This is a genomic window from Mesorhizobium sp. LNJC394B00, assembly GCF_000502555.1.
In the GTDB taxonomy this organism is placed as follows: Bacteria; Pseudomonadota; Alphaproteobacteria; order Rhizobiales; family Rhizobiaceae; genus Mesorhizobium.
In genome coordinates this window covers 55,564-81,056 of the sequence record NZ_AYWH01000014.1, presented here as the reverse complement: position 1 = coordinate 81,056, position 25,493 = coordinate 55,564, and the positions used below count along the sequence as shown (strand labels likewise).

Annotated in this window: 15 protein-coding genes and 2 pseudogenes; 10 read left to right on the top strand and 7 right to left on the bottom strand. The window is 60.4% G+C overall.

Annotation, left to right across the window (positions count from 1 at the left end):
• Positions 1–161: 161 nt before the first annotated feature.
• The 6 genes and pseudogenes from X751_RS1000000166375 to X751_RS136835 form a co-directional block, all read right to left on the bottom strand.
• A pseudogene (locus X751_RS1000000166375) lies at positions 162–469 on the bottom strand (ATP-binding protein); the annotation flags it as partial.
• Positions 470–664: 195 nt separating this feature from the next.
• Positions 665–1,294, bottom strand: coding sequence for a hypothetical protein (locus X751_RS136820; RefSeq protein WP_155922515.1), 630 nt, complete (start codon positions 1,292–1,294; stop codon positions 665–667).
• Between the two features lie 100 nt (positions 1,295–1,394).
• On the bottom strand, positions 1,395–2,426 hold the full coding sequence (locus X751_RS136825) for a hypothetical protein (RefSeq protein WP_156936421.1): 1,032 nt from the start codon (positions 2,424–2,426) through the stop codon (positions 1,395–1,397).
• Positions 2,427–2,607: 181 nt separating this feature from the next.
• Positions 2,608–3,957, bottom strand: coding sequence for a hypothetical protein (locus tag X751_RS136830; protein ID WP_023746221.1), 1,350 nt, complete (start codon positions 3,955–3,957; stop codon positions 2,608–2,610).
• Between the two features lie 241 nt (positions 3,958–4,198).
• A complete protein-coding gene (locus X751_RS1000000164905; RefSeq protein WP_023827285.1) occupies positions 4,199–5,521 on the bottom strand; it encodes a DegT/DnrJ/EryC1/StrS family aminotransferase in 1,323 nt (440 codons plus the stop codon).
• Positions 5,522–5,751: 230 nt separating this feature from the next.
• Positions 5,752–7,380, bottom strand: coding sequence for a hypothetical protein (locus X751_RS136835; protein WP_156936420.1), 1,629 nt, complete (start codon positions 7,378–7,380; stop codon positions 5,752–5,754).
• A 315-nt stretch (positions 7,381–7,695) separates the two neighbouring features.
• Here X751_RS136835 and X751_RS1000000164900 point away from each other — a divergent pair, with 315 nt between their 5' ends.
• From X751_RS1000000164900 to X751_RS136865, 10 genes are all read left to right on the top strand, one after another.
• A complete protein-coding gene (locus tag X751_RS1000000164900; RefSeq protein WP_156936419.1) occupies positions 7,696–9,813 on the top strand; it encodes an N-acetylmuramoyl-L-alanine amidase in 2,118 nt (705 codons plus the stop codon).
• A gap of 36 nt (positions 9,814–9,849) precedes the next feature.
• Positions 9,850–10,767 carry a DUF3616 domain-containing protein gene (locus X751_RS1000000164895; RefSeq protein ID WP_023669242.1) on the top strand — a complete coding sequence of 306 codons (918 nt, stop codon included), beginning with the start codon at positions 9,850–9,852 and terminating at the stop codon, positions 10,765–10,767.
• Positions 10,768–10,946: 179 nt separating this feature from the next.
• Positions 10,947–11,882: a hypothetical protein gene (locus tag X751_RS136840; RefSeq protein WP_198022477.1), complete on the top strand. Its 936-nt coding sequence runs from the start codon at positions 10,947–10,949 to the stop codon at positions 11,880–11,882.
• Between the two features lie 268 nt (positions 11,883–12,150).
• Positions 12,151–12,993, top strand: coding sequence for a matrixin family metalloprotease (locus X751_RS136845; RefSeq protein ID WP_031214812.1), 843 nt, complete (start codon positions 12,151–12,153; stop codon positions 12,991–12,993).
• A 118-nt stretch (positions 12,994–13,111) separates the two neighbouring features.
• On the top strand, positions 13,112–15,538 hold the full coding sequence (locus X751_RS1000000164890; RefSeq protein WP_023746218.1) for a DNA/RNA non-specific endonuclease: 2,427 nt from the start codon (positions 13,112–13,114) through the stop codon (positions 15,536–15,538).
• A complete protein-coding gene (locus X751_RS1000000164885) occupies positions 15,513–17,024 on the top strand; it encodes a S8 family serine peptidase (RefSeq protein WP_023746217.1) in 1,512 nt (503 codons plus the stop codon). Before X751_RS1000000164890 ends, X751_RS1000000164885 begins: the two co-directional genes overlap by 26 nt.
• Positions 17,021–18,199, top strand: a complete 1,179-nt coding sequence (locus X751_RS136850; protein WP_023672411.1) for a serine protease — start codon at positions 17,021–17,023, stop codon at positions 18,197–18,199. Before X751_RS1000000164885 ends, X751_RS136850 begins: the two co-directional genes overlap by 4 nt.
• A gap of 31 nt (positions 18,200–18,230) precedes the next feature.
• On the top strand, positions 18,231–20,390 hold the full coding sequence (locus X751_RS136855; RefSeq protein ID WP_023672410.1) for a serine protease: 2,160 nt from the start codon (positions 18,231–18,233) through the stop codon (positions 20,388–20,390).
• Positions 20,387–23,761: an ATP-binding protein gene (locus X751_RS136860; protein WP_023672409.1), complete on the top strand. Its 3,375-nt coding sequence runs from the start codon at positions 20,387–20,389 to the stop codon at positions 23,759–23,761. The genes X751_RS136855 and X751_RS136860 overlap by 4 nt, the downstream gene beginning before the upstream one ends.
• Positions 23,762–24,072: 311 nt before the next feature.
• The gene (locus tag X751_RS136865) at positions 24,073–24,264 is read left to right on the top strand and encodes a hypothetical protein (RefSeq protein ID WP_023672407.1); all 192 of its coding nucleotides are present in this window, start codon (positions 24,073–24,075) and stop codon (positions 24,262–24,264) included.
• 423 nt (positions 24,265–24,687) lie between these two features.
• Here X751_RS136865 and X751_RS1000000168245 read toward each other — a convergent pair.
• Positions 24,688–25,102: pseudogene (locus tag X751_RS1000000168245) on the bottom strand (DUF6088 family protein); the annotation flags it as partial.
• Positions 25,103–25,493: the final 391 nt, after the last annotated feature.

Here is a 25,493-nt window from a genome sequence, read left to right as displayed (position 1 = left end):
CTTATCAGATTTTGCTTTGGTGATAATTGCCTTGGCGCGTTCGACAAGCTGCCCCAGTCTTTCGATGGTCGGGGGCGCTTCGGTGCCTGCCTCCGTATGACTATGGTGTTGATTTTCACTGAGAACTGACCCGGCGTTTCCACCGAGATTTGACCCGCCTTTCATGTATGTTTCGGTTCGGGATTGAGGGTCAAGGTTCTGGCTTTCTCCTTCGCTTTTTTAGGCTCGTGGGCAGAGCTGTTTTTGAATCGGAAGCTGTCGTTTCCGGTTTCGCGGATGTGGCAATGATGGGTCAGCCCGTCGAGTAGCGCGGTTGTCATCTTGGCATCGCCGAAGACACTGGCCCACTCGCTGGGCTATTGGCGATCTGGCCCGATCGTCCCTGTGCCTTCTGCTGTTCCAGCGCATTGACCAGCTCGACCGTCGAGAAGAAGCGAACCCGCTTGTGATGATGCTTGGCATATCTTAGCGCTGATCCTTCTCGACGTCTCAGAGCAAACCCGACACTCCAGACCGTGCGCTCTTGCGCGTCGAGGCACTGACACTTAGGTGAGAAATGAGCCGCCTGCAGAACGACGGGCAGCAGCTGAATATCTCGGCAACACCGGGACGTCCTTCCTCGTCAGCATATTCTTGCGCAACGTCTGCGAAATCAGCACTGACATTATACCGGCACCTTCACTTGCAAGCGTTGAATGCGTGGCTCTGCGCCCGGTTTTGGGACATCGGATATGTCGACGAATTGTAAATCGCAGAGCTGATAGGTGATTTTGACATTCTGCTGGGAGCCTTCCGGGAGAGGAAGCCCGCCCTGGGAGTCAAAGCGGATGATCTTCGTGGATTGGCCGTCGACGGTCGTATTGTCTGCGGTCGTAATAAATATCTCTGGATATGATTGACCCGAGCTGTCCACTACCTGCTTGTCATCTTCGGTATAGGAATAACACGGGTACCGCTTGAAAACGATCGCCGACCTGAGCCCGTAGTTCACGAACAAGATTTCAACATACCCGGCCTCCCCCGGGCTGGACCCTCCGCCCACAAAGCTGGCAGCCACAATGGCACGATTTTCCGTCACTTGTTTGGTTAGTGCCGGAAGTCCGACGACCAGAAATGTGGCGATTGACGCCAAACCGGTGATTATAGCCAAGACCGTTGACGCGTTCCCAAGATTGCCCCACCAGCTCTTCTTTTGAGATGTGCCACAGTGAGGACACTTTTCGGCGCCGTGTTCGATTTTGAGCCGGCATGCCATGCAGCGGTCTTCTGAGAAATCTGCAGCTTGAAGTGTCACGGTTCCCTCTCCTTTAAGTTAGCAGGTGCAACACGCTGCGTTTTGGCGGGTGGCTGCGCGCCTTTTCGATGAGTGATTGCTCAGGATCCGCCAAAACCGTTTATGGGTCGTAGGTGGTCACGACTGCGAAGTGATCGGACCCGTGCAACTGACAAGCTTTCGCCGCCCAATCGGTCTGCGCCAGGTCGACGCCGGCGTTGCAACCAAGCGTCGGCGCTTTGAAATCGGCTTGATCGCCAGCCGGCACAGCCATGTGATCGATTGCAGCGTCGGCAAAAGCGGTGTCCTTGTAAGTGCGACCCAGCCCCTGTGTAAGCAACGCAAACGCGCTTGCACCGATGAGGGGTGTCGTCAGGATTGCGAAAGTATCGTCGAACCCGTCGCCGGCGACGCAGGCTGCGGCGGGAAAGGGCGCTTTCTTGCATTCAAACGGCTGGAGATTGCAGTCCGCGAAAGCGGACCCTGCTTTGCCCTGTTCAAGACTCGTATTGAAGTCGCCGGCGATGATCGTTGTGCGGCCTTCTGCGGTCGCTTTGTCGGCGACGACCTTCACCGCGGCGATCACGCGTTCTCGCTCGGCCGCGTTGCGTTTATCGGCATCTACTTGACGGGCAAAGCCTTGTGCTATCGCTGTGATGAGCTTGGCTGGAACATCGATGGCCATATTTTCCAATGCCCGGTTTGCGTCCGTCGCGTCGGAGCATGCATTGTTGATATTGCTCTTCAGATGCACAGGAAAGATCGTAAGGCCGTTCGCCAGATCCACGCGCAGGGTACCGCGGTCGTTGCCTCCTGTTGGCTGGACCTGCGAAAGACCGCTCGAAGTTAGAAGTTCTTCCGCCACTTGCAGTCCGCCGAAGCTTCCAAAGACCTCATGCGTCCGCCCGTCGAGTTTCACATCGTACTCTGTGACGCGGATCATCGGAATCTTGGAGATAACCGCGACCTCCAGGCCCTCGTGGGCTGCTGTATTTGGAACCGATAGGTCGGATACCGCCACGTGATAGTTTGACCACCCTAAGTGATTGGCAACGATTTCGGCGCCAGTTCGCCCGATCACCTCGACCATTACGACCACATCGGGTGACAATTCAGCATCCAGGCCCGCGAAGTCAGCTTGCCGGCCAAGCATGGACTCCTCCAACCCACGACCTATGTTCCAGGATACAATTGTGGTCGACTGTGCAAAGACAACAGCCCGTCCACGCACAAAGCCAAGCGAAAGTCACAATTGCACGCATCAACGTCGTTCCTCCACTAGGTGCTCACCCTGCGGTGGGAGACCTCACACCGGCAAGTTGGGTAAGCGTTCTTCATGGTTCGTCGCGGGAAAACGGCGAAGGACCCACGTGGGACCTGTCTTGTGTCGGCGGCAGTATCCTGGACAGTGCTGCTTCGGCGTTGCCGCTCTTTTCTGCTTCAAAAATGTAAGGGGCAACATCGCGCGTTTCCGCGGCCTGGGATGAAAACTTTAGATCCACCCAACGGCGAAAATTGAAAATGCCACCCGCAAGCTGGAGTGAATAGTCGAGCGACTGGGTCTCGGCGACGAATGGTTCTGTGGGTGCGCGATTCTTGAAATAATGTCTCAGCGCCTGTTCATCGTAAGGATTGATGGTGAACGGCAAAAGGCCATTCATTTCATCAAAAACAGGGCCTTCAGGCGGAATTCCCCGACCCCAATCGAGGGCACGCGCATGGCAGGCAAGGCATGCAGACTTGAAGTTGTCGACGGGTCCATTGAGGCGCCCAAACAGTCCAAGATGGTGCCGAGGCAGCGAGAAAAACCGGGCAGCTACCGTGGGATTGACCCAGCTCTCCTGCACGGTGCCTCCATCTTCCTGATACTTCTTGGCAGTCAGTTCAGGGTCGTTTCCCCACATCAGTCCCACGGGAACGAGCTTTGACCAGACATCGTCACCAGGTGCATAGGCGTCGTACATGAACGTGCCAAAAACCCAACCTGTCAGGGCGCCAGCCGCTGGATCCTTCACCGCAACATCCACCTGCAAAAGGCGCATTTCCTGCACGGAGCCGCCTTCGCCAATGGCGGCGTTCCATATTTTCGACCCGGTTAGATATGGCACCCGCGAAACCGGCGCGGTGGTGAAGAGCAGCTTGATTGCAAATGTGTTGGGCGGGAACACCATGGCCTTGGTCTTCGGTCGCGCGGGGTCCCCCCAAACCTGACCGAGCCCATAGCATCCAACCCCGTTGTAGAACCCAATTGCCCAGTTTTCGTCGCGAGAGCGTTGATGCTCCGAGAGTTCGAAGAGGCGCGATCCTCGCTCGCGGGTCATACCGTGAATGCGCTCGCGAATATCCTGAAACCACGGCGCGTGGCACCAACTTTGCGATCCTTTCTCGATCCTCCAGTCAATAGAGACATTATCCTTCAGCCCATAGGCAAGAAGAGTGCGAAGGTAACGCTCAGGCTGTACTCGAAAGTCGATCCCACGCCATGGAGTCTCCACGGCTGGGAGGGTCTTCGGAAAGGAAAAATTGGCAACGAACTCCTTCTCCCCGGCAGGCAGACCAGAAAGAGCCATAGTGCTTGAGCACTTGAAGAGGATACTCGCCGCCGTATCGAGCGAGGCGTTCTCCGCAACGTCGCAGGCGGCGTGAGCCGGCCGAGGCGCAATAGCAAAGATGCCGAGCAACATCCAAATCAGCGTTATAGCATTTGCACAGACACGCATCCGCGTCCCCCATTGGTGTAGTCACCGGTCTGCCAGATTATGTTATACCTGCAGTGATCGTTATTTTAATACCGCAAGGTCCCTCAGTGTCGTCAGGCATAAGGTCTGGCAACCCGTTGCTTCGGGCGACGGTGTTCTACCTCAGGGGATCGCTCTCGCCTTCGACGATACCCCGTCCCACTGTCCATTTTCTGGGCGATCCGTGTTAGATAGACAGTACGGTCTCAATTGCATCAGCAACGATGTCGGCGTGATGTGGTTCATGGCCGTCGTGGAACACTATCTGCAACGAGCTTTCGATCCACCTTTCAGCTTCCGGGCAGTGTGTCTGCTTATAGTCAAAGACAGTCTCGGGGATATCCGGAAAGATTTGTCGGGCAACCAGCTCGGCCGGCCAGATTGGAGTTTCGTTGTTGGGTTGTCCGAAAGTGTCGAAAAAGTTTCGGTTCCTGAACACCCCAGTCCGATAAAGGGTCTCATCGCCGTAGGATTTACCGACGCCCATGCCGACCGAAGTCGCAGCGGCGCGCATTGCCTTCAGCACATCTTCCCGGCGCGCTACAAGATCCGGCTCCAAGCGAAACATTTGAAAGAAATAGCTGGAGATCGCTTTGCCGTGGTGTTGCTGCGGCCGCACACCGGGGATCTTTGACAGCCTCTCATCAAGCCGTTGGCCAACGGCTGTAAAGCGAGCCGCTACTTTAGCCAATTTGGGAAGCTGCGCCAGGAGCATGGCGAACTCCAGGTCGCTCATCCGGTAATTCACACCTGACCCGTTGTATATGTAGTGCTCGCTATTGGGATCCGTGACGCCGGTCCGGTTGCGGTGCTTGTCGGAGAAGTTGAGGCACCGCAGGAAATCATCCTCGCTCCTTACGAGGACAAAGCCGCCCTCGCCACACGTGATGTGTTTTTGGGAGTTGAGGCTGAAGCAGCCAGCATCGCCTCGCGTTCCCGCGGGACGTCCTTTATAGCTGGCCCCCTGAGCCTGCGCAGCATCTTCGATCACTTTGATATTGTGTTGCCGACAGAAATCAAGAATCGGATCCATATCTGCAGGCGAGCCCCCCAGGTGCACGACAATGACCGCCGAAGTGCGACTGGTAGCGACGCGCGCGATCGTTTCGGCCGTCAGCAATCCGGTATTCGGATCAAGATCGGCGAACACGGGAATCGCGTTCTGAAAGATCACCGGCATGACAGTTCCCATGTCGGTGATTGGTGGAACGATAACCTCCGTTCCGGCGGGAATTTGGAGGCCGCCAAGCGCGACGTGGATGGCGGCGGTGCCAGATCCCGCCGGGACGGCGCGGAGACGCTCGCCGCTCGTGTCGCTATAGTAGTTTTCCAAAGCCTCACGGGCCTCGTTCCAGAAATTCCGCTTTGGATCGCCGCTGCTGGTATAGGGCCATAGTTCCTGCCCTGCCAACGCGGCGTCAAGCAGTTGCCGCTCGGCACTGTCAAATCTGCGTCGCTCAGGTGCGGTCACAGGCTGTCCTTTCTGGTCGCGGGTTGTCGTGCGCGACATGCGTCGATTTCTTCACGCCCGAGGCGATCGCGACGTTCGGGCAGTTTGTTTGTCCACCCAGGCAACAAGGCCTCCTAGCTGAACGCGATTGAAGCTTTCTTCGAGTAAATGCGCTTCAGGAAAAAAAGGATAGTGGGCGCTGGGGCTCTTCAGGCCGTCGGGGACGAATTCACGACGATTTCACGCAACGGCGGTAGGACGCCAGACCGCGTCGCTAGCGGATGGGCCAGCTACGCTTCCAGCCAGTCATCGGCCCGGCCCGCAGCCTTCTTTTCTATTGCTGCCATGATCGGCAGCCGCCGCAGCGTGTTGACCGGATAGGCCGGATCAAGCAGCGCCGCTGGAGCAAAGTCGGGCTCCTGCTCTCGCAGAGCCTTAACAGCTTGGCGAAGCTGGGGCACTTCAACGCGGCGCAGCTGCAAGGCCACCTCATAACGCCGTGTCGAGACAAAATCCGGGCGGAAGCGAAGCGCCGTTCTGGCGTGCAGCAGCGCCTGATCGTAGTCAGCCAGAGCGGTTGCGGCCATGCAAGCGAAATGCTCGAAATAGAACTGATAGGGACTGTGCTTTGTAAGTTCCAGAGCACGCCGGGCTGTCTGGTATCCTTCTTCCAACTTGCCGTTTGTGCTCAGGGCGTTGGAGAGCAGCGCCCATCCCAACGGGTCCGTCGGATCGCGCTCGACGCCGCGCTGCGCCATCACGAGCGGGGTCCGCAGATTGCCTTGGTGAATATATTCAATCTGCGAACTGATTGTCTGGACAACGGCATCGTCGGGCGAGTGGCGGAGCGCCTCCGCAGCGAGCTCGGTGACCGGCGCAACGTTGTCCAGGAATGACATCGTTCGATGTTGAAAGAATGCGGCATTGCGCAAGAAGCCCCGCCACACCAGGTACCGGCCGCGCGGCTCTATCTCAAAGGCGCGCTTGAACAGGCTGTCAGCAGCAACGAGGCTTTTCTTGTCAAGACGAAAAAACAGGTTCCGCGCCTGGTGCGCCAGGACAGATGCGCAAGCATCCGCTCCATCAATCGATGCCGATTCGGCAAAAGCTTCGCAAACCCGTTCGACTGTGTTGAGCGCAAGCCTGTCCAAGTCGACCGACTCGTGCATCGCGCCGATGGCGCCAGGTACGCTTGCATTGTCGGACCACAGCCGTCTTCCATTCTGAATTTCGCAGGACAGGAAAACGTCACCACCAACCGCAACGGAAAGCACCCGGATCAAGAGCATCGCCTGCGGTTGGCCTGCGGGTGCATCGAGATCATCCGCGCCGCCGTCCCCGTCCGCACTCATGATCTCCAAATCGTCCATCTGCCGCAATGCGCTCAGAATCCGATTCTGCAACAATCGTGCGCCGACATCGGCCGCTGGCGCTCCTCGTGCATCGCTACGCACCAGCACGATGCGTCTTCGGCGCGGCGCTGCCCTACGCTGCTGCATCCATCTCTCGAGGACATGGCTGCGCACGTCGCGGATAACATGTTCGAATTCATGGTCGTGCACGTCGACGTCTTCAAAGGCCTCGACCGTGCCTGCCCGCCTCATGTCGGCAGACGCTTCATACACGACCTTGAAGCTCGCTGGGTCTAGAGTCACGGCATGGCGCGAGGCCACCAGCAGTTGGCCGTGCGGCCCCAACGCGCGGCGTATCTCACTAAGGGCCGCCCGCAAACTGCCTGCCGCTTGTTCCGCGGCCCGGTCGCTCCACAGGCGCTGCTGCAGCCATGCCCGCGTGCGGGTGTGACCAGGCGCGACGGCCAAAAGAGCAATCGCGCCGCGCGCCTTGCTACCTTGTGGCGCGAAATCACGCCCCCCCTCATCGGTGAGGGTAAGCCTGCCGAGAGCATTTAGCTTTAGCATGTCCGCCCTGCAGAAGTATTCTGTGCCCATATTTACTTACTGCAATTTTCTGCGTCCCGCTATCCATTAGAAGAAGCAAATGTTCATGCGTCCTTGCTGATCCTCGTGGGGAAAAGCAAAATCCTGCTGCTGAAGGGAGCGAAGTCCGTTCGGCAAGAGTTGCTGGGTAAGCGTGAGCTGACACACGCACAATAGCGGCTCCATTCACCCCTTAAGCTCGCATCGATGTATTTCACGGTGTTTTCACGCCCGCGATTTTTTTCCTGATCTAGGATTGCGAGCATCTCGAACGAACAATTTTGCAAAGCCGATTTGGTGAGATCGTTCGAACGATTGAATTGCCCATCGAAGGAGGATGCGTTGGATACCCAGGCACCGAAAACAAAGGTCAGATCGAATACCGGCTCGCACCGGGCAACCAGCGCGGCATCCGCCGATCCGCTGGGCATCATTGTCGACCTCTTGCCACCGGGTTTCCCGACGCGGCCTGGCACACGGATACGGCCGACCACTATTACCATTCACAACACCGACAACCCCGGTCCGGGCGCCGATGCCGACGCGCACAATCGATACATTCGCGGCAGCGACGCAGTCGCGCGCAAGGTATCGTGGCACTTCACGGTGGACGACAACGAGATCTACCAGCATCTCCCGGTCAACGAGATGGGCTGGCACGCCCATGCTGCCGCCAATGCATCCAGCATTGGCATCGAGATCTGCATGCATCGCGGCATGAATGAAGCAGCCGCATACGACCGGGCGGCACGGCTTTGCGTGTTTCTGGGCATGCAGCTCGGCATCACCGTGCCCGAGGGCCTGCGCCAGCATCATGACTGGACCGGCAAAAACTGCCCCAGCGTCCTGCGCGGGCGGCCAGATGGCTGGCAAACGTTCCTCGACCGCGTCGCCTTCTACAGCAGGGGATCGCGCAGGCGCGCAATGCCCGACGTCACCTTTGTCGCAGCGGCAAAGGCGGGAGCCGCGAGCAAGCTAGCTCCAGAGGCCATGGACGACGCGCTCAGGTCCATCGATCATCACTTTGCAGCGCATGCCGACGCCGGCACCGCTGCCGAGCAGGCCCTGCCGATCCCGACTGGGGACCCGATTGCGTTCGCCGCGTCCACAGCAAGCACAGTCTATTGGCCTGTTGTGACGCGCCATCCGCGCGCCTTGGAAGTCAACACGCGACTGGTCGGCGGAGGCGCTTCGGGTGCCAACGCCTCACGTCGCTTCCTTGCCGATCGAAGCGGCGGCGCCCGCTATCACTGCGCGATCGATCTCTATTGTTCCGAAGGAGACGCGATCGTCGCCGTTGAAGACGGCAGAATCGCAAATTTCTACCCCTTCTATGAAAACACCAACGCGCTCCTGGTGCAGCACGATGGATATGTGGTCAACTACGGCGAAGTCTCGCCCAACTCGCTCGCATCGCTCGGCCTGAGCGTCGGCGACCGGGTGAACGCCGGGCAGCGGATCGGCACTGTCGGCCGATTGAACATGCTGCATTTTGAAACTTATTCGAGCGGCACGACCAAAAACTATTCCTGGCCGAAGGCCAACCCCCGCCCGAGCCGGCTGCGCAATCCAAGCCAGCTTCTTCTTGACCTCGCTGTATCTGCCGTGCGGCTCGATGCCGATCACGCCACGACTGCCCTCAATGTTGCAAGATCGGACCGCATGCAGACTGTCAGCGCGCCCTCGATTGCTTTCGCGCCGACGGCCGTCCCGCCAATGGATGAGAAGGATTGGCATCCTTTCGGCAACGGAACAAGGGAATGGCGGTACGACGCGCGTGGCCTTGCCACCCGCGAGAACGGCACCGTCGAGCAACAGCGTTCGGAGCAAAGTCTCGATACGATAAGGAAGATCATGCAATACATGGGCTCGGAGCTGCTTGCCGCGAGCGCCAAACACGGCATACCGCCGGCGCTGCTCTTGATGACGGTGGCGACCGAGACGCACATCTACAAAGCCGACAAGTTCACAGGCCCGAAGACATTTCGCTGGGAGGCGCATGTCGAGAACGATGACGTCAATCCGCCGACGCTTGGGGACTATTCGGCGGGCCCCGTGCAATCGCTCGGCACGACGGCGCGCTGGGTCATCCGCTCGAAAGGCACGGCGTTCGGCCTCAACTACGATCCTTTTGCGGTCGCACCGGTGTATCCGGCCAAACCCCACCCCAAACCGGACAGTCATCCGCTGTATGACTTTGCGACCAATCTTGATCTTGGCGCTGCAGAAATACGGATCCGGCTCGACAAGAGCGGCATTGATCCGATCTTCGTGGCAGCCGCGTTCAACGCCGGCGGACTTTACAGCAGCGCGCATAGTCCGTGGGGTCTGCGCACTTATGGCGATCATCTCGACCGGGCGGCAAAATGGTACGGCGATGCCTGCGCGCTTTTGATTGAAATCGGGATTGTCTAGCCGGCGGGTTCGACAGACGGCAGCAAGGAGGCAGCTATGAACAGGAGCGTCGGCATCGCTATCGTTTTCTTTTGCGGAGCCGCAGCGGCCGGATCGACGGCCGACCTGCAGCGATACAGTGGGATTTGCGAGCCCTCCGGCGGAGCGTTTATCGGCCCATCAAGGTTCGCCGTCGCAAGCGACGAGTCGAATGTGATCCGGATTTATGAGCGCGGATCACCCACCATCTCTGCTTCCGTGGATCTTACGACATTCACCGGGTACGAGAAGTCTGATCTCGAGGGCGCCACTGCGAGAGGCGACACGGTCTATTGGACTGCCTCCCAGTCCAATAGCTCGGGCGGTAGCGACAAAAAGAGAAAGGTGATCTTCGCGACCCGGATTGTGCAGGGCAACGGCGGCACGACGCTCGAACCGACGGGGGTCTTGCGCGAGGATCTGAAGCCGCAGCTGGTGAAGCTTTCAGGATCATCCGACGGTCGCATCAACATCGAGGGTCTCGCCGCCGCACCCGATGGAGGCTTGCTGTTCGGGTTTCGTAATCTCGTCGACGGCAAGGCGGCGGTTGTGAAGCTGAAGAACGCCGACCTGGTGCTCGCCGCGAAAGACAGTCTGGCTGAATTCGGCGATACGGCGATGCTCGACCTGGATGGGCGCGGCATTCGCAGCCTGGAACGGGTTGGGGATCGCTATTTGATCGTTGCTGGCAAGGCCAGTGACGCGGCAGCCGTCGATTACGCGCTCTACTGGTGGGATGGGGAGCCCGAGCACAAAGCGGTGGCTTGGGAGACACAACCGAATCTCTCCGGTCTTGATCCGGAAGTTGCCATGGTGCTCCAGGACGGACGCGCGCTCCAGATTATCAGTGACGATGGAGACCGTTGTGCGGAAGTCGAGGAGGAGGATCCCCCTTCAGATCAGCGCGGCTTCTCCAGCATTGACGTTCCCCTCTGAGCGGCAGCGAGAACTACGAACTCGGATCGAGGCGATCAACTAGATGCGGCTGCGGGGCCTAGCCGCCGAGTACCGTGAGCTGACAGCAAATGAAAAGCGGCAGGTGTGTCGTCAGCGTCTCACCGCCAATCGCAGAAACACTTACGATGTAACCTGGAGCTAAGGGTATGAACTCTCCGATGACTGCATTCTTCGGCAGTGTTATCGCAGTACTTCTTCTATGCCTGTTTTCGTTTTCGACGTTTTATGTGATTTCGTTGGTCGTCGAAAATTGTCGGTCCATGCCGGTATGCGAGCCGGCATCTCCGTTATTTGGAGACGGCTTCAAGTATGTCGTCACCACCGTAGGCGGCTTGGTCTCTGCATTGGTCATTGCCCACCTGACGGCTACCGAACCAGGAAATGCGCCCACCGTTGGTTCCTTCGCGCCGGAATCCAAAGCCGCCGTCTACGCGACCAATACCGTTGTTGTGCTCTACCTTCTGGCATGGATCGCAACTGGCTTGGCCGCACTCGTTGTCGGCGTCATGCTCTACCCAAAGGCCAGTTCGACCCTTTCCGATATCGGCTCCACCTGGCTTGGCCTGGCAGTATCAGCGGCGTACGCATATTTCGGCATCAGGCCTTCATCCGATAGACGGGTAGGCGGCGGTCCTGCGACATTTACCACTGGCGACCTATCGCAGGGTCAAAAGGTCCCCAACGCATCGGAAGTGGTGACCTGCGGTCCGATCACTAAAAAAATTACACGCACCGATCCCGAATTCGCCGGTCTTGTCACGAATACAAACGCCAAGATCGTATTCAAGGACGAGGAAAACACCGGCGCGGATCGCATGATGACGCCCCGCCTCAAGAGCAAACTGGATTCCCTTGCCAATGTGGTTGCGTCGGAATGGCCCGGCGCCAAGCTGCGGGTTACGGAGGCTTGGGATGAGGACAATGAACATGCCGACGCCTCGCTCCATTACGAAGGCAGGGCCGCCGACCTCACGACCAATCCGGTCGACGGTGCAAAGCTCGGCAGGCTAGCTCGCCTGGCGGTGGATGCGGGTTGCGACTGGGTTTTCTTTGAGGACTCGTCCCACATACACGTCTCGGTGAAAGCTGGATAGGCAAACAAGAAGGTCGCCTGCAGCGGCAGGTGTTTCTCGTCACCGCGACACACGTAAGTTATTTCTGGCAGCACAGATCAGCTTGATCGAACTGCCAAAGGTCTTGTGTTGCGTCGCATAGATACTGTTTTTATCATAATATACTGTTGTATCATACAAACAAGTATGACATATATTATAATTTCTAACTGCCGTAATGTGTAAGATGCGTAAAACTGACGTCAGCGCAAACAATGCGCATGCACCGAACGTATTGGAGGATAGGTCGATGGCACGTTCACACGCGAAGACTACGGCGTCCAAACAAGCTGGTAACGCCAATCCGTTCAAACTGACGAGAACGAAAAAGGCGCAAGTCAAAGACGCCCACATTATTAGAGAGGGTGTGCGTTGCGACACGGAAAAGAGGGGGCACACAACGCCACACGGACGCACGCCGCTAGAAATTGTGGTCGATGCGTCCGAGGGCTTTATTCCGCTGTGGGCCAAGGGCACCACACTGCGCTGGCGTTTCCGTGACAATTCCTTCGCAGTGTTTGAAAATCAGGCCGCGGCGAAAGCGGCTGTAGAAGAACTGCTCGGCCAAGCCATCTTAAAGTGGGGCGACTCGGCTCCCGTCAAATTTGCCAAGCGCGACGATTCCTGGGACTTCGAAGTCGTCATGAGATCGACGGACGATTGCGATGACAATGGGTGCGTCCTGGCCAGTGCGTTTTTCCCAGACGCAGGGCGTCACAAGCTAACGCTTTATCCGCGTATGTTCGAACAGCCTTCGGAAGAACAGGTCGAAACGCTTATCCATGAGATCGGCCACATATTTGGCTTGAGACATTTTTTTGCATTGATCAGCGAAACCGACTGGCCTGCCGAGATTTTCGGGGAGCATAAGAAATTCAGCATAATGAATTACGGCAACGACAGTAAGCTAACCTCCCAGGACACATTCGATCTCAAGCGCCTTTATCAGATGGTGTGGAACGGCCTGTTGACGGAGATCAATGGGACACCGATCAGAATTGTAAAGCCATTTCATGCGAGCGGCGCGGCCACCGAAAGCGCGCTCGCGCTTGCGGCAACGCGGACCGTTGTCGCGCCATTGCCCGGGGCTTGAGATTCGCGACAGCGGAGCGGGTTTCGCCAGTGCAGACCCAAACCGTCGGCAAACCACCCATATTCTGAACTCAGATAGTTCTGCACTGGAAATTGACGCAAGAGGCATCGAATCGGTCATGACTTCCTTTGCATCGCAAAATCAGCTGCGCGAATTCCTCACGAAGACGACGGCGTCCAAAACGATCGAAGAAATGATGCCCGGTGCTTCTGGGCCGGAAAGCGCGGGGGCGGCTGAAACTCTGACCCGCACCACACTTCAGAAGCTGGACCGTGGCGAAATGCTCGATCCCCGTGAACGCTACCATCTTGAAGCGGTCATCTTGCCGGCGAAGCGACCCGCCATTGACATTGTGGGCGGCGACTTCAGCACACGACACCCCGATTGGCTGCATCTGAACAAGCCGGAACTCCGCGACCGACTGAAGGCGAAGTTCCCCGGCATCGGCCGGATTGAACTGCCAAATCACCCCACGCTGCCTTATGGCGGCACCGGCTTCGTGGTCGGACCCCGACTGCTCATGACCAACCGGCATGTCGCGGAGACATTCGCGGAGGGCCTCGGGACGTCGGGTCTGAATTTCATTCAGGGGCTCGAAGCAGGCATCGATTTCCTGAAGGAGCGCGGTCTCCCAGCGACGGCCTATCTGCAGGTGTTGCGGGTTGCTATGATCCACCCCCATTGGGACATGGCCCTCCTTGAGGTCGAAGGTCTACCCGCGATCCGCCAGCATCTGCGTCTCTCAACCCTCGATCCCGGCGCGATGACGGGCAAGGAAGTCGCCGTGATCGGCTATCCGACCTTCGACATTCGCAACCCCGCCGACATCCAGAACGATGTGTTCGCGGGGGTCTACGGCATCAAGCGCCTTCAACCCGGAAAGATACGCGAGATCGCAGCCGTCGACACCTACTACAACCGCGTCGTCGACGCTGCCCTCCATGACAGTTCCACGCTCGGCGGCAATTCGGGGTCGTGCGTGCTCGATCTTGAGACCGGCGATGTGCTCGGTCTCCACTTCGGTGGGCGTTACGCCGTCGCAAACTATTGCGTTCCCGCGGGCGCCCTGGCCGCCGACGGGCGCGTCATCGACACGGGCGTGACCTTCGCAGGCCCGGTCACGCGCAGGGCGACCGCATGGGACGACGCCTGGCGCCAAGTGTCCACCGGCTCGGCTCGGCCCGAGCCCGTCGACATCACGACTGGGCCTATCGCCGCGGACGCATCCCCATCATCTGGCTCAGGAGGACGTGCAATGGCCGCGAATGGCGAAGAAACGCGCATCACCATACCGCTCGAAATCACGGTCCGCCTCGGCCAGGCGCAACTCGGTGCCGCGTCCGTGACCACGCAACAATCCAACGCTACCGCGACGGTTATCGTCGAGCGCGCCGTCGAGCCGGTGCACGAGACCGACTATTCGACACGCAAAGGCTATAATCCGACATTCCTTGGGGTCTCCGTCCCCATGCCGAAGCCGCGACGCCCGAACGAACTGGTCCGCATGGCGGATGGCAGCCACGAAATCTCCTACCATCACTTCTCAGTGGTTATGCACAAGGCGCGACGGCTGGCCCTTTTCGCGGCGGCAAATGTCAGCGCCGATCCCGCCAGGAAGAGGCCGGGCAATCGGCCACAAGCGGACTATGGCCGCAAGGGCCTCGGCGGCATGGGCAAGGACGATAGCGAGAAATGGTTCGGCGATGGGCGAATCCTCGACACCGAGCAATTGCCGGACAAGTTCTACAACAAGGACCGCAAGGCCTTCGACAAGGGTCATATCGTGCGGCGGGAGGACGTCGCCTGGGGCGACACCTACGCCGAGATGCAGAACGCCAATGGCGACACGTTTCATGTCACCAACTGCTCCCCGCAGACAGCCCGTTTCAATCGGCCCGACGAGGAGGCCGACAATTGGGGCGCGCTTGAGAACCTGGTGCTGAAGAGCGCGCGAACCGAGAACCTGGCGGTCTTCGGCGGACCTGTTCTCGCCGGGGACGATCCGATCTTTCGCGGCGTCGACACGGAGGGCGAGATCGCGATCAAGATCCCTCGAAAGTTCTGGAAGCTGATTGTCGCCAGCACCGAGGGCCGGCTGCAGAGCTACGGCTTCACACTGGAACAGGACCTGTCGGGCGTCGACACCGAGTTGGTGGTGCCCGACAAGTGGGTCAAGTACATGCGCCCGATCGCCGAAATCGAGCAACTCGCAGGGGTCGATTTCGCCCGCAAGATCCGTGATGCGGACCAGTTCACCACCGCCGAGGGCGCCGGCATCATGGCGTCGGCCGGGGTCGCCGCCGGGCTGGCGGCCGGCGAAGGTCCGGCCGCGCCGCCTCCGCCGGCCGGCGCCGACATCGCCGATATTGTGGCCTTCTGGGGCGACGTGCNGTCCGGCCGCGCCGCCTCCGCCGGCCGGCGCCGACATCGCCGATATTGTGGCCTTCTGGGGCGACGTGCAGAAAAGCCAAAAGCCCTCCGCCGACGATATTCGGCTCGTCGTCACCCTGTCGACCCCGATGACCGACAGCACTATTCGCGCTGAGGTCAGCCGAGCGCTCAACCTCGATGTCGAGGTCGGGCCGCTGTTCGATGCCGATCCTCAGCTCGACCGTTTCCGTCTCATCACCATCCCAGGCGTGGTCGCCACTGATCGCTCGGACCTGTTCGACGTCGCTCGCCACCTCAACCATCTGCTCGGCAGCGAAACGGTGGAGCCGGACCTGTCGACTAACTATTTCGCCGTCGGCGCGGCGCCGCCGGCGGACGGCACCGCCGAGAGCGCGAATTTTGCCTTCTGGTGTTGGGTGGACGAGAAGGACGACGCTCCGCTGGACCCGGACTGGGCAATCAACAAGACCAATGTTCGCCAGGCCTGGGCATTCTCGCAGGCGCAGGGGCGCCCGCGCGGCGGCAAGGGCATCCTCGTGTTCCAGCCGGACACCGGTGTGGTGCCAACCCACACGGAAATGCCCACGAAAGTCGACAAGGACAAGCGCTCGGCCAATTTCATCGAGCCCGGCAAACCGCCCGTCGATCCGATGAAGGGCTCTGGCAACATTGGCCACGGCACCTCGACTGGCAGCGTGGTTGCCAGTCCCGAGGCTGGCGCGATGAGCGGCAGCGCGCCGGAGGCCACCCTGATACCGATCCGCGCCATCACCTCCGTCGTCGTTATCGACCAGAGCCGCGTGGCCCAGGCGATCAACCATGCCAGGCTGCAGGGCGCGCATGTGATCACCATGAGCCTGGGCGGGCTTTTTGGTTCGGCATTGCAAGCCGCGGTCCGTAAGGCGGTGGACGCCAACATCATCGTCCTCGCAGCAGCCGGCAACTGCGTCGGGACGGTCGTCTGGCCGGCGCGCTATGACGAGGTCGTGGCGGTTGGCGGCATCAATGAGAAGATGCTGCCCTGGAAAGGCTCGAGCCACGGCCAGGCCGTGGATATCTCCGGCCCAGCAGAACTTGTGCTGCGCGCTGACGCGCGCGATCCGACCAATGCCGGCAAGGTGGGCGGCGGCGAGGGAACATCGTACGCGGTCGCTCACCTGGCTGGCGTCGCCGCGTGCTGGCTTGCCCACCATGGGCGCAACCAGCTTGTTCAGAACCTCAGGCCCGGAACGAAGTTGCAGTCTGTGTTCAAGGCGACAGTGCAACGAAGCGCCCACGTACCACCCGGCTTCGACACGGACGAGTATGGGGCAGGGATCGTCAACGCCGAAGCGCTGCTGCGCCGCGCGCCCGACTTCGCGGGGGCACCCGAAGCGGCCGGTGCTCGCTCGACGACGGATCAGGTGCGGGATCTGCTGGCGGAGACCGGAGCCTTCAGCCAGCTCGAGGCGGTGGCCCCGCTGTTTAGCGACAATCAGGGCTTGCTGGAGCTTGCCTGCATGGGGCTCGACCGTGCCCGCATGGCGCGTGCCCGCGAGGGCAGTCTGGAAGCCATGCCACCGGCGCGGATCTCCAGGGGCTTGCGGACACAATTGGGGCCGTCTCTGACACGCACCACCGCCACGGGAGGGCGGCCATGAGCGATATCGACACGCTGCGGCTTGAGCATACAGCGAGCCGCGTACACAAGATCCTTGGGCGCGCCCCGGGCCAGCTTGAGGCAGGCGGTGTGGCGAAACCGATGGGTAGTCTCGAAAGCACTGGCGCGGAGTCGGGTGGCGCGTCCAGCGGCGGTCCCGCTGACCGCGACGTCCTAGCCATCGCCAGGCGACTGATGGCCTCGCGTGTCCAGGAAGGCCGACCTATCGGCCCCGCGGAGGCGGAAGGGATCGCCCGTACCATCGTCGCCAGCGCCAACCGGGCGCTTCTGAAACTCGACGTAGCGTCCAACGGAGCACTCAACCAAGCCGAGGCGATCGCTCTGGAGGCGGTGGTCCATGTGCGCGGCCGCCCTGCGGTCAGGGTGCTGTCGGAGGGGTTGGAGGACATTGGCGTCTACCCGGAGGCCGGTCTGTGGAAACTGCTCGCCGATGAGCACTTCAAGAACCTTTGGACGGTCACGTCGGCAACCGCTGCAGTGCGGGTCACCGACCGGCTCATTGCCAACCGGCCTCCCTGGGTCCAGGGAACGGCATTCCTGATCGGCCCTGATCTGGCACTGACCAACCGCCACGTCCTGTTCCCGCCTGACGGTGGCGTACGCATCGCGCGGCGTTTCCCTGGCACGAACAAGGCCCGCATGAAGGGTGACTACGAGGTGCTGCTCGACTTCGCCTTCGACAACGGTGCGGCAAGGCAGATCCTCTACCGGATAATGGACGTGCCGTTTGTGGCCTCCGATTCCGATCCTGTCGACGCCGCGCTGCTGCGCGTCGAATGTGTGCATGGCGCCGGCCCGTCTCCCCTTGCCGTATCACGCGCCGATGTGTTCGACATCGACCGACTATATATCGTCGGCCACCCCGGCTATCTGGAGAGCGTGCCCGACGACATCATGGCGGTATTCGGCCGCCCGGACGAGCGTAAGCGCGTGAGTTTCGGCGAGTTGATGGACCCGGTAGCCCCGGAACAGACGCACATCGTCCACGACGCCTCCACGGTCGGCGGCTATTCGGGGGCCGCCGTCGTCGGCTTTGCCGCGCCGGACGTCCGCGCGCTGCACTACTGGGGAGACTCCAAGTCCGGCAACCGCGCCATCCCGGCGGATGACATCGTGAACCACCCCGAACTGGGCAATCTGCTGCCGCGGCCATGAAAAGCCAGCGTCTTGCCCCGAGACTGCGAACATGAAGCTGACGCCAGCAGAACTGGACGTCTTTGCCACTGCGTGCGCGCGTGACGTCGCGCCGAGCCGTCTTGAACGGGAAGTGCGCGCCTTCGAGATTGTTCCCGACTACGAGGCGTTCGTGAAGGAGAAGTCCGCCGGGCAGGCTGACCCCGTGCTTGCCCTGTTTCGGGCGCTCCTTCATGAATTCAACGAAAGGGGACTTGCGTGCGATCTCGCCGAGAGGCTCTTCTTCGAAATCTCATGGTCGGGGGATCACCAGGAAAGGATAGCGGCATTGGCGCGATCGGTTCGAATGCCGGCCGCGCCGCCAAACGCCCTCCAGGCGCTGCTGAAAAAGCGCAGCCATTTCATCACCGACCGAGGACTTTCAGAGCTGTTTACCAAGGTCCGCCCACGGGTGGCCATTGTGGTGGGAACATTCCTCAACGCCCAAGGTCAAGCTGTCTCGACAAGCGGGACCGCCTTTCTCGTGGGTCCCGACCTGATCTTGACGGCTCTACACACCTTCGACCCACTGCTTTCATCAGGTCGGTCCGCCCAGGTGCCTCAATCGTTTAAGGTCGTTTTCGACTATTGGGCGGGTGATCCGATTCAGGGCACGGCCGACCTCGCCAATCTCCATGGCGTGCGCGTGGTTGGATTGCACCCAACCAACTGGTTGGTTGCACAAAGCTCGCCCGTTCCATGGGCGGGCACCGTGGCGGCGCTGAACGACGAAGAGCTCGCGCAGCTGGCAACCGATCTTGATTTCGGGCTTATCAGGCTGGACGAAGCTGTTGGAAACCTTCCCGTCAGCGGCGGCTTCAGGGCGCGACGTGGCTGGTTCGCCGTGGACATGCCTGCGCCGCCGGCCTACGCAGTCGAGAGCCAGGTCGTCATGCCGCAGCATCCGCAAGGCATGTCAATGCAGCACGCATTCGGCAGGATACTCGGCAACTGGGATCCCAACACCCGTGTGATCTACGAGTTGGAAACTGACGAGGGCTCTTCTGGCGCCCCCTGTCTCAACAGCCGGATGGAACTGATCGGCATCCACAGCGCTGCATACAGGCCTGCAGGGGTACTCAAGGGAAATCTGGCCGTCCGCATCGATGCAATCCATCCGAAAGTCCTCACACATCTTCCGATCAACTCCGTGCAGCGAGCGGCAAAATCGATCTGGCGCGTGACACGGCCCGGAAGTGCCTTGGTCCCGGTGCTGGGCAGGGATAAGCTTCAGACGTGGCTCGACAACGCGACAAGTCCATCGCCCCAGACAAGGAGCCGCAGCAACAGGGTTTATGTCGCCGATGCGCCACAGAAGGGTGCCGGAAAGTCGTTCACGGCGGACATCGTGAGGACCTTTCTGGCGGCCGATGGAACGCAGAATATTATCGTGTTGGGCGGCGACACCGAGCTCATTCCCGAAACTCTGGAGGACTTCGTGCTCGCGCTCGCAGCCGGATTCGGGATGTCGAAGGAAGACCTTGGCGCCTTCCCACCAAGGCCCAGCGTTGACTTGCCAAAAGACGCCAAGGACGGGGACAAGGTCGATCGCTGGGAATCCCAGGAGATGCCGGAGTGGTTTTCCAAGCGGCTCGCCGCGCACCGCACGACCACGGTCAACACGACCGAAGTCTTGAAACGAATTGTTCAGGACAACATCGCGCTCGGGCGTCCCAACACACAAGAGGATCTCGCCATCGCAAACGCGAATCCGCCGGTGATGGTGTCGTCCGTGAAATGGGCGAAAACTTGGATACTGTTGGACGACCTCGACCAGCGTCCGCTGTCATCTCAGGTCCGCAAGTTCACAGCCGGCCTTATCGGCGCCGACATTGATGAGGGTGCGGTGACGGACGTGCGCGCCGAGCTGCAGTGGTTATTCCTAGGAGCCGTTCCAGAGTTCCTGACCTCGCAAGACATGTCCGTCGAGACGTTTTCTCCGGCCGACGTGCAAGTCCAGCATATCTCGGCCACATTTCAGGCAGCTTTTGACGAGGCCGGCATCCTGCAGGATCCGCTCGCCCTTGCATCGGGCGTACTGCTGCTGGTGCCCGGCGTTCTGCAGGGCGAACACGCAAAGGGCAATCTTGACCACACGCCGTTGAGCGTTTGTCAGCAGATTCTGGCAAATCTCATTGCCGGCGCCTACCAGAGCAGCGGGCACAAGCTATGAAAAGCCTCTCCGCCGACTATCTGACCAATCTCCTCGCAAGGTCGGACATTCGCGACCAGTTGGAGAAAGCGGTCGGAAAGACTGCTCTGGAGACGATCGTTCGGTTCGACGCGGCGTGGACGGGCCCCAACCTACCATCGTTCGAGCCGGCACGACCAGGCTCGGACGTGTCGGAGTTCGGAGCGCAGAAAGGCGGTCCCGACTTGCCGGCGCTTGAGGCAGCGGGCCTGTCCACGCCTGCCGATGCCGCGACACCCCCGCTTGATATTTCTGGGGCGTTGCTGCGCGCGGCCATCAGCTACAATTACCACCTCGACGCACTAAACCCTGACGTCAGGACGCGAGCATGGCTGCTTCGCCAGTCGGTTCTTGTTTGTGCTTCGGGCGCCAAACACCTGCGTCTTTTGAATGCCGAGCGACAGCGATTGCTGAATTCGGTCGACGCGACACTCGCGCTGCCTAGCTTGCTTGGTGAGTACGAGGCCGACGACCGCGCCATGCTGTCGACCCCGAACGCCGAGCTCGAGAAACTCGCCGACACGTATCTGCGCGAATTCCTCCGCGGACGCAGCGTCTCGGATGCGCTCTTGGCCAATCACCGCCGTGCGATCACGGCCGCCCGCGAAGAACTCGAGGGCGTCATGAACATCTCGCCCTCCGTCCCCTCGCTGGCGGAATGCCGGCGACGTGCCGGCCTGGCGGAAATCCTGATCCCGCTCGGCATTCTGATCGGAGTAGATCCGGCCAAGGCGCCAAAGAGCGTGGGAGACCGGTTCGTCGGGCGGGCCGAGGAACTGCTCATTTTGCGCAGCGTTGTCGATGAGCTGGCTTCGCACTCCGTCCTGGAATCGGCCAGCCGCGGCTTTCATCGCGTAATCCGCAGCAAGCCGAGGCTGCTTTCTCTTGTCGCGCGCGGCGGCCTAGGCAAGACGGCGCTGGTGGCGAAGTTCCTCTACGATCATGCGACGCTTTCCCGGCAGCAATTTCCGTTCGCGTATCTCGACTTCGACCGCTCGGATGTCCAGCCTCGCGGCCCCGGCTTGATGCTGCTGGAAATCTGCCGTCAACTGTCCTTCCAGTATCCGAACGCTGAGCAGGCTCTCCATCAATTGAGCGAACAAATGCGGCAGTCGCTCATGGGCCGGGCGACCGGCGACCTCAGGCAATGGTGCAAGACGTTTCGCAGCATCATCAGAACTGCGCTCAGGTTGAATGGCGCCGCGACGTTCCTGCTGGTGCTCGACACGCTGGAGATAGTGGAGTCCGACCTGGCAGCGACGGAGGGCGTCGTCATCTTGCTGCGTACCCTGGGCGCCGATTCCGAGGATCCATTTCTCGAATTCTGCGTTGTTGCCGCGGGAAGGTCTGGTGTCGACCAGCTTTCGGTCGGCGATGCGTTTGAGGTCACCCCGCTGAAGCTACAACCGCTCTCAGTAGACGACGCGCGGGGCATGGTCGAGCAGTTGGGCAAAGACCTGCTCCCCAATGAATGGGTTGAAAGCTGGTCGCGGCGGATTGCGGGGCGCAAGAAGGACCCCGACAGCCGTCGGGAGCCGCTCAGCCTGCGAGTAGCGGTCGAGATGGTGCGCGACACGAAGCCCGACATGCGAGCGACCGTCGTCGACGACATCGTCCGGCTGGGCGAAAGCGCCGACGACAAGTTCGTCGCCGCACTCTATGAGCGGCGCATCCTGGACCATGTCCGCGACGAACGCGCCCGCAAGCTTGCATGGCCCGGGCTGGTTGCGCGCAACGTCACGCGCCACATGGCGCGGGAGGTGCTGGCGCCGGTCTGCGGACTTGATGCGTCGGAAGCTGAGGTGGCTTTTGATCTCTTGTCCCGGGAGACATGGCTCGTCGAAGGACAGCCCGGCGGTGACAGCATTCGTCACCGCAGGGAACTCAGGGCGCGCACGCTCCCGCTGATGCGCCGCCGCGATCCGGAGAGGTTCAACCGGGTAGTCGAGGCGCTGATTGTTTACTACGCCGACCGGGACCCCGTCGAGCACGTATACTATGTCCTGCTGCGGGGCGACAAAGAGGAAATCTACTCGGATCGGAGCCTTCACGGTTACCTCCCCGAGTTCGTGGTCGACATCCAGGATTTCGAAACCGGTTCTCCAGCCTGGAATCTGATTCAAGCGAAGTTTGGCAAACGATCACTCGAATTCGACCATATGAGTCAGCTCCCGGATGATCTCTTGTGGGAGCATCTCGGTCGCACCGGCAGCGGTCTGCGCGGCATAAACGACCGCAGGATCGAGCCGCGTGTACAGCTTCTGGCCGAGCGCGACAGGCCGGCCTCGTCCGACGATGTTGGACAGCAGAGTGCTTGGCAGGCAATCCAGATCAAATGCGGATTCTGGTCGCGCCTCGACCCGGCCGCTCTGGTGATCCCCTCGGCCCAGTTCGATCTCACCCAATTCGCATTCTACGTAGCCCAGCTCTCGCTTGCCGGCGAACGCCCGCCAGCGTATTGGACCCAACGCTATCCTGCGTTGATCGATTCGCTGTACAGCAGCCGCGGCAACGACAACTGGCATGCGCTGACGCAGTCGTTGATCACCGCAGGACTCTACGACCCCACGCTTTTCGCCCACATCGAATGGCGCCTCGGCGATTCGCTCGCCGGCGCTTCCGGCCAGGGCCGTATGCGGGAATGCTCGCTACGATTCCTGCTGCAGGTCGGTTTCGAAACCCAAGGCACTGCACTGACGATCTGGGCAAAGGCGGAAAAGGATCGCATACTGGGCGGAATCTCATTTGCCGAATATGCCATTCTCGTCCACTGGGCGGGCGGCAGCGGTTCGCGCGGACGCGGAGCCTCCGACAAATTCCGCGCTCTTGCAACCGAGCATAGAGACGCTATCGAGCGCGGCTCGATGGCGGAGGTTCCAAGGCAGATACTCAAGGAGCGCGACGTCATCGCTGAGGCGACAACCCTTTTGAGCGCGATCGCGACCTGGGGTGACCGCAGCCGAATTCAGCGTTTCGCGCGACAGTACTGTTCCGTCAGGCAGCCTGAGTGGATCGTGCCGTTCGCCTATTTGCTCAACGCCTGCTTGCCCCAAACTTGGCAACAGGTGGTAGGGCAGGAGGTTTCATCAGATCGATACGACCCCGGGCGCCAGGGGTTCTTCGGCCAGATCACGTCGACGCTACGGCGCTCACGGATACCTGCGGACCTGATCGAATACTTGATGCTTGCTGATCGTGCGGGCGACTTTGATACTGTAGTTCGGCGCCTGTGCGAGTTGATCGATGCCAATCGAAATGTTGACATCCAGAGTTTGGACAAGATCCGACGGCAGGCACGCACGAAAATGGTAAATGTCGAGATGGTCGTTCCCGGGCATACTCGCAACGGGTGACAATGGCCAGATGCCCGAACAAATGTGGCGTTCGCGGTCTCAAGAACCGGCTGCGCATGATCCCGCCTCCGTCCATCGGCCCGGGCCGGCTCGGGCGCTTCCTGTGCCGACCAGGCGTTCCACCGGCGTTACGCTGTCAGCCCGAGAAGCGCCTGCGTTTCAGGGATGACATCTACACTTCTACGCAAGCGCCTAGGACAGGTCGTCGTGTTCGAACGCCGACGCCATGCGGTTGACTTCGGCCTTGCCGATGCCGGCTTCAGCAGCGACGCCGCGCCAGTTCTCGACGGCTTCACCTCGCCAAGCGGCTGATGAGCCAGACCTTCGCGATTTTCGAGATCTTCGCCATTGCCGGCGTGCTCTACCTCGTGATCAATCTGCTGCTGATCGCGATCATCCGCGCCATAGAGCGCTCTCTCATGCGCCACGAGACCTCCTCTGGCCGAGATCTGGCGGCGGCGCAACCAAATCGATCGACCGTGGGTTCGTGGCGCCCCTGCTAAGATAGAGCGATCCGAAGACAAACTTGTCCGCTCAAGCACACACTCGAACTGAATTTCGCTGTCGGGGACGTCCGCTTTCAGGCGGCGGCTACGAGGCCCTGGACGGCCGAGACGGGGGCGCAAAGCAGTGGTTGGCGAAGTAAAAAGATCGAGAACTGTTCCTGTCGCCATCACGCCACCGCCAGTGCCGGCCGATTGCCCCAATTGGAACGGGCCCTGTATTCGGCCGTACGCTGCTCAGACTTGAATTACTCGTCCGGCTTCTGCAGAACGGGCGACGAGGCATTGGTGGTTTCTTTAAATTTCCGGTGACGCGAAACGACTTCGTCGCACGACAGTGGCTTTTCATCGAACATACGGCGGCATGCCACGGTAGTCGGAGCGCAGGTCCGCAGTCGCATTTCGGACGGCAAGAGGGCAACCTTATCCACCAAGGGCACCACTTGCGTTGTTGGCGATGGCGACGAGCGTCGGCCGCATCCATGCAGGTGCCCGAGTGGCGCCAGCGACAAGTGCTTTCTTGTCGCTCACCGATAGCTGGCGCGCGGCCACCTGGGCAACGTCGTGCGCAAGCATTGGATCCAGGTGACGCAGAGCGTGCACGACGGTGCCAGCGGCGCTGCCCGGGGCGATCAGATGCTTCGGGGAGGCGTGACGCAGATCCACAACAACGCGACGAGAAGGCCATCGGCCAGGTAAGTGCTCCTGGCCGGAACTTGCGTCAGAGGCCAAGCACGCTCGCAGCGCGAGCGCCCGCGATCTGCACCCGCGAGCCGATCTCGCGAGCGAGGGCCTGGGCGACGTTGTCAGGAGAGGGCGAGAGCGGGCCCAACCCAGGCGCGTTATTCCAAACGAGCAGGGACAACTTGCGGGGGTATTGCCGACTTCGACGTTGGATATTGGGGCGTGGGTCCATTTTGCATGTTGCCAACTGAATCACTGAGTGCCCGAGTTGCACGCGGCCAGTGGAATGAGCAAGCGGCGGCGGGTTTATGAATAGGTGGGGGCCGGTATTTTGCCAATGCTCAAATCGATTATAGTTGTGAAGAGCAGTTTCGGCCGTTTACTTGCCGCACAAGTCCCCATAAAAGGAGACAGCATCGATTCGATGTTATCCCTTGTCTTTCGCGTACTCGCGGTCCGTGGCGCCGAGTGGACGATTGAGGACCGCCAGCCCGCTCACTAGCAGGTCTGCACTGGCGGCTTGGGGCCCGTTGGTAAGCCACAGG

What these genes read in the sequence shown, in the direction of transcription:
- X751_RS136850 (WP_023672411.1), top strand. Translation starts at nt 17,021, where the DNA reads ATGAGCGATATCGACACGCTGCGGCTTGAGCATACAGCGAGCCGCGTA.
- X751_RS1000000164885 (WP_023746217.1), top strand. Translation starts at nt 15,513, where the DNA reads ATGACCGACAGCACTATTCGCGCTGAGGTCAGCCGAGCGCTCAACCTC.
- X751_RS136865 (WP_023672407.1), top strand. Translation starts at nt 24,073, where the DNA reads ATGAGCCAGACCTTCGCGATTTTCGAGATCTTCGCCATTGCCGGCGTG.
- X751_RS136860 (WP_023672409.1), top strand. Translation starts at nt 20,387, where the DNA reads ATGAAAAGCCTCTCCGCCGACTATCTGACCAATCTCCTCGCAAGGTCG.
- X751_RS1000000164895 (WP_023669242.1), top strand. Translation starts at nt 9,850, where the DNA reads ATGAACAGGAGCGTCGGCATCGCTATCGTTTTCTTTTGCGGAGCCGCA.
- X751_RS136825 (WP_156936421.1), bottom strand. Translation starts at nt 2,426, where the DNA reads ATGCTTGGCCGGCAAGCTGACTTCGCGGGCCTGGATGCTGAATTGTCA.
- X751_RS136855 (WP_023672410.1), top strand. Translation starts at nt 18,231, where the DNA reads ATGAAGCTGACGCCAGCAGAACTGGACGTCTTTGCCACTGCGTGCGCG.
- X751_RS136840 (WP_198022477.1), top strand. Translation starts at nt 10,947, where the DNA reads ATGACTGCATTCTTCGGCAGTGTTATCGCAGTACTTCTTCTATGCCTG.
- X751_RS136845 (WP_031214812.1), top strand. Translation starts at nt 12,151, where the DNA reads ATGGCACGTTCACACGCGAAGACTACGGCGTCCAAACAAGCTGGTAAC.
- X751_RS136830 (WP_023746221.1), bottom strand. Translation starts at nt 3,957, where the DNA reads ATGTTGCTCGGCATCTTTGCTATTGCGCCTCGGCCGGCTCACGCCGCC.
- X751_RS1000000164905 (WP_023827285.1), bottom strand. Translation starts at nt 5,521, where the DNA reads ATGTCGCGCACGACAACCCGCGACCAGAAAGGACAGCCTGTGACCGCA.
- X751_RS136835 (WP_156936420.1), bottom strand. Translation starts at nt 7,380, where the DNA reads ATGCTAAAGCTAAATGCTCTCGGCAGGCTTACCCTCACCGATGAGGGG.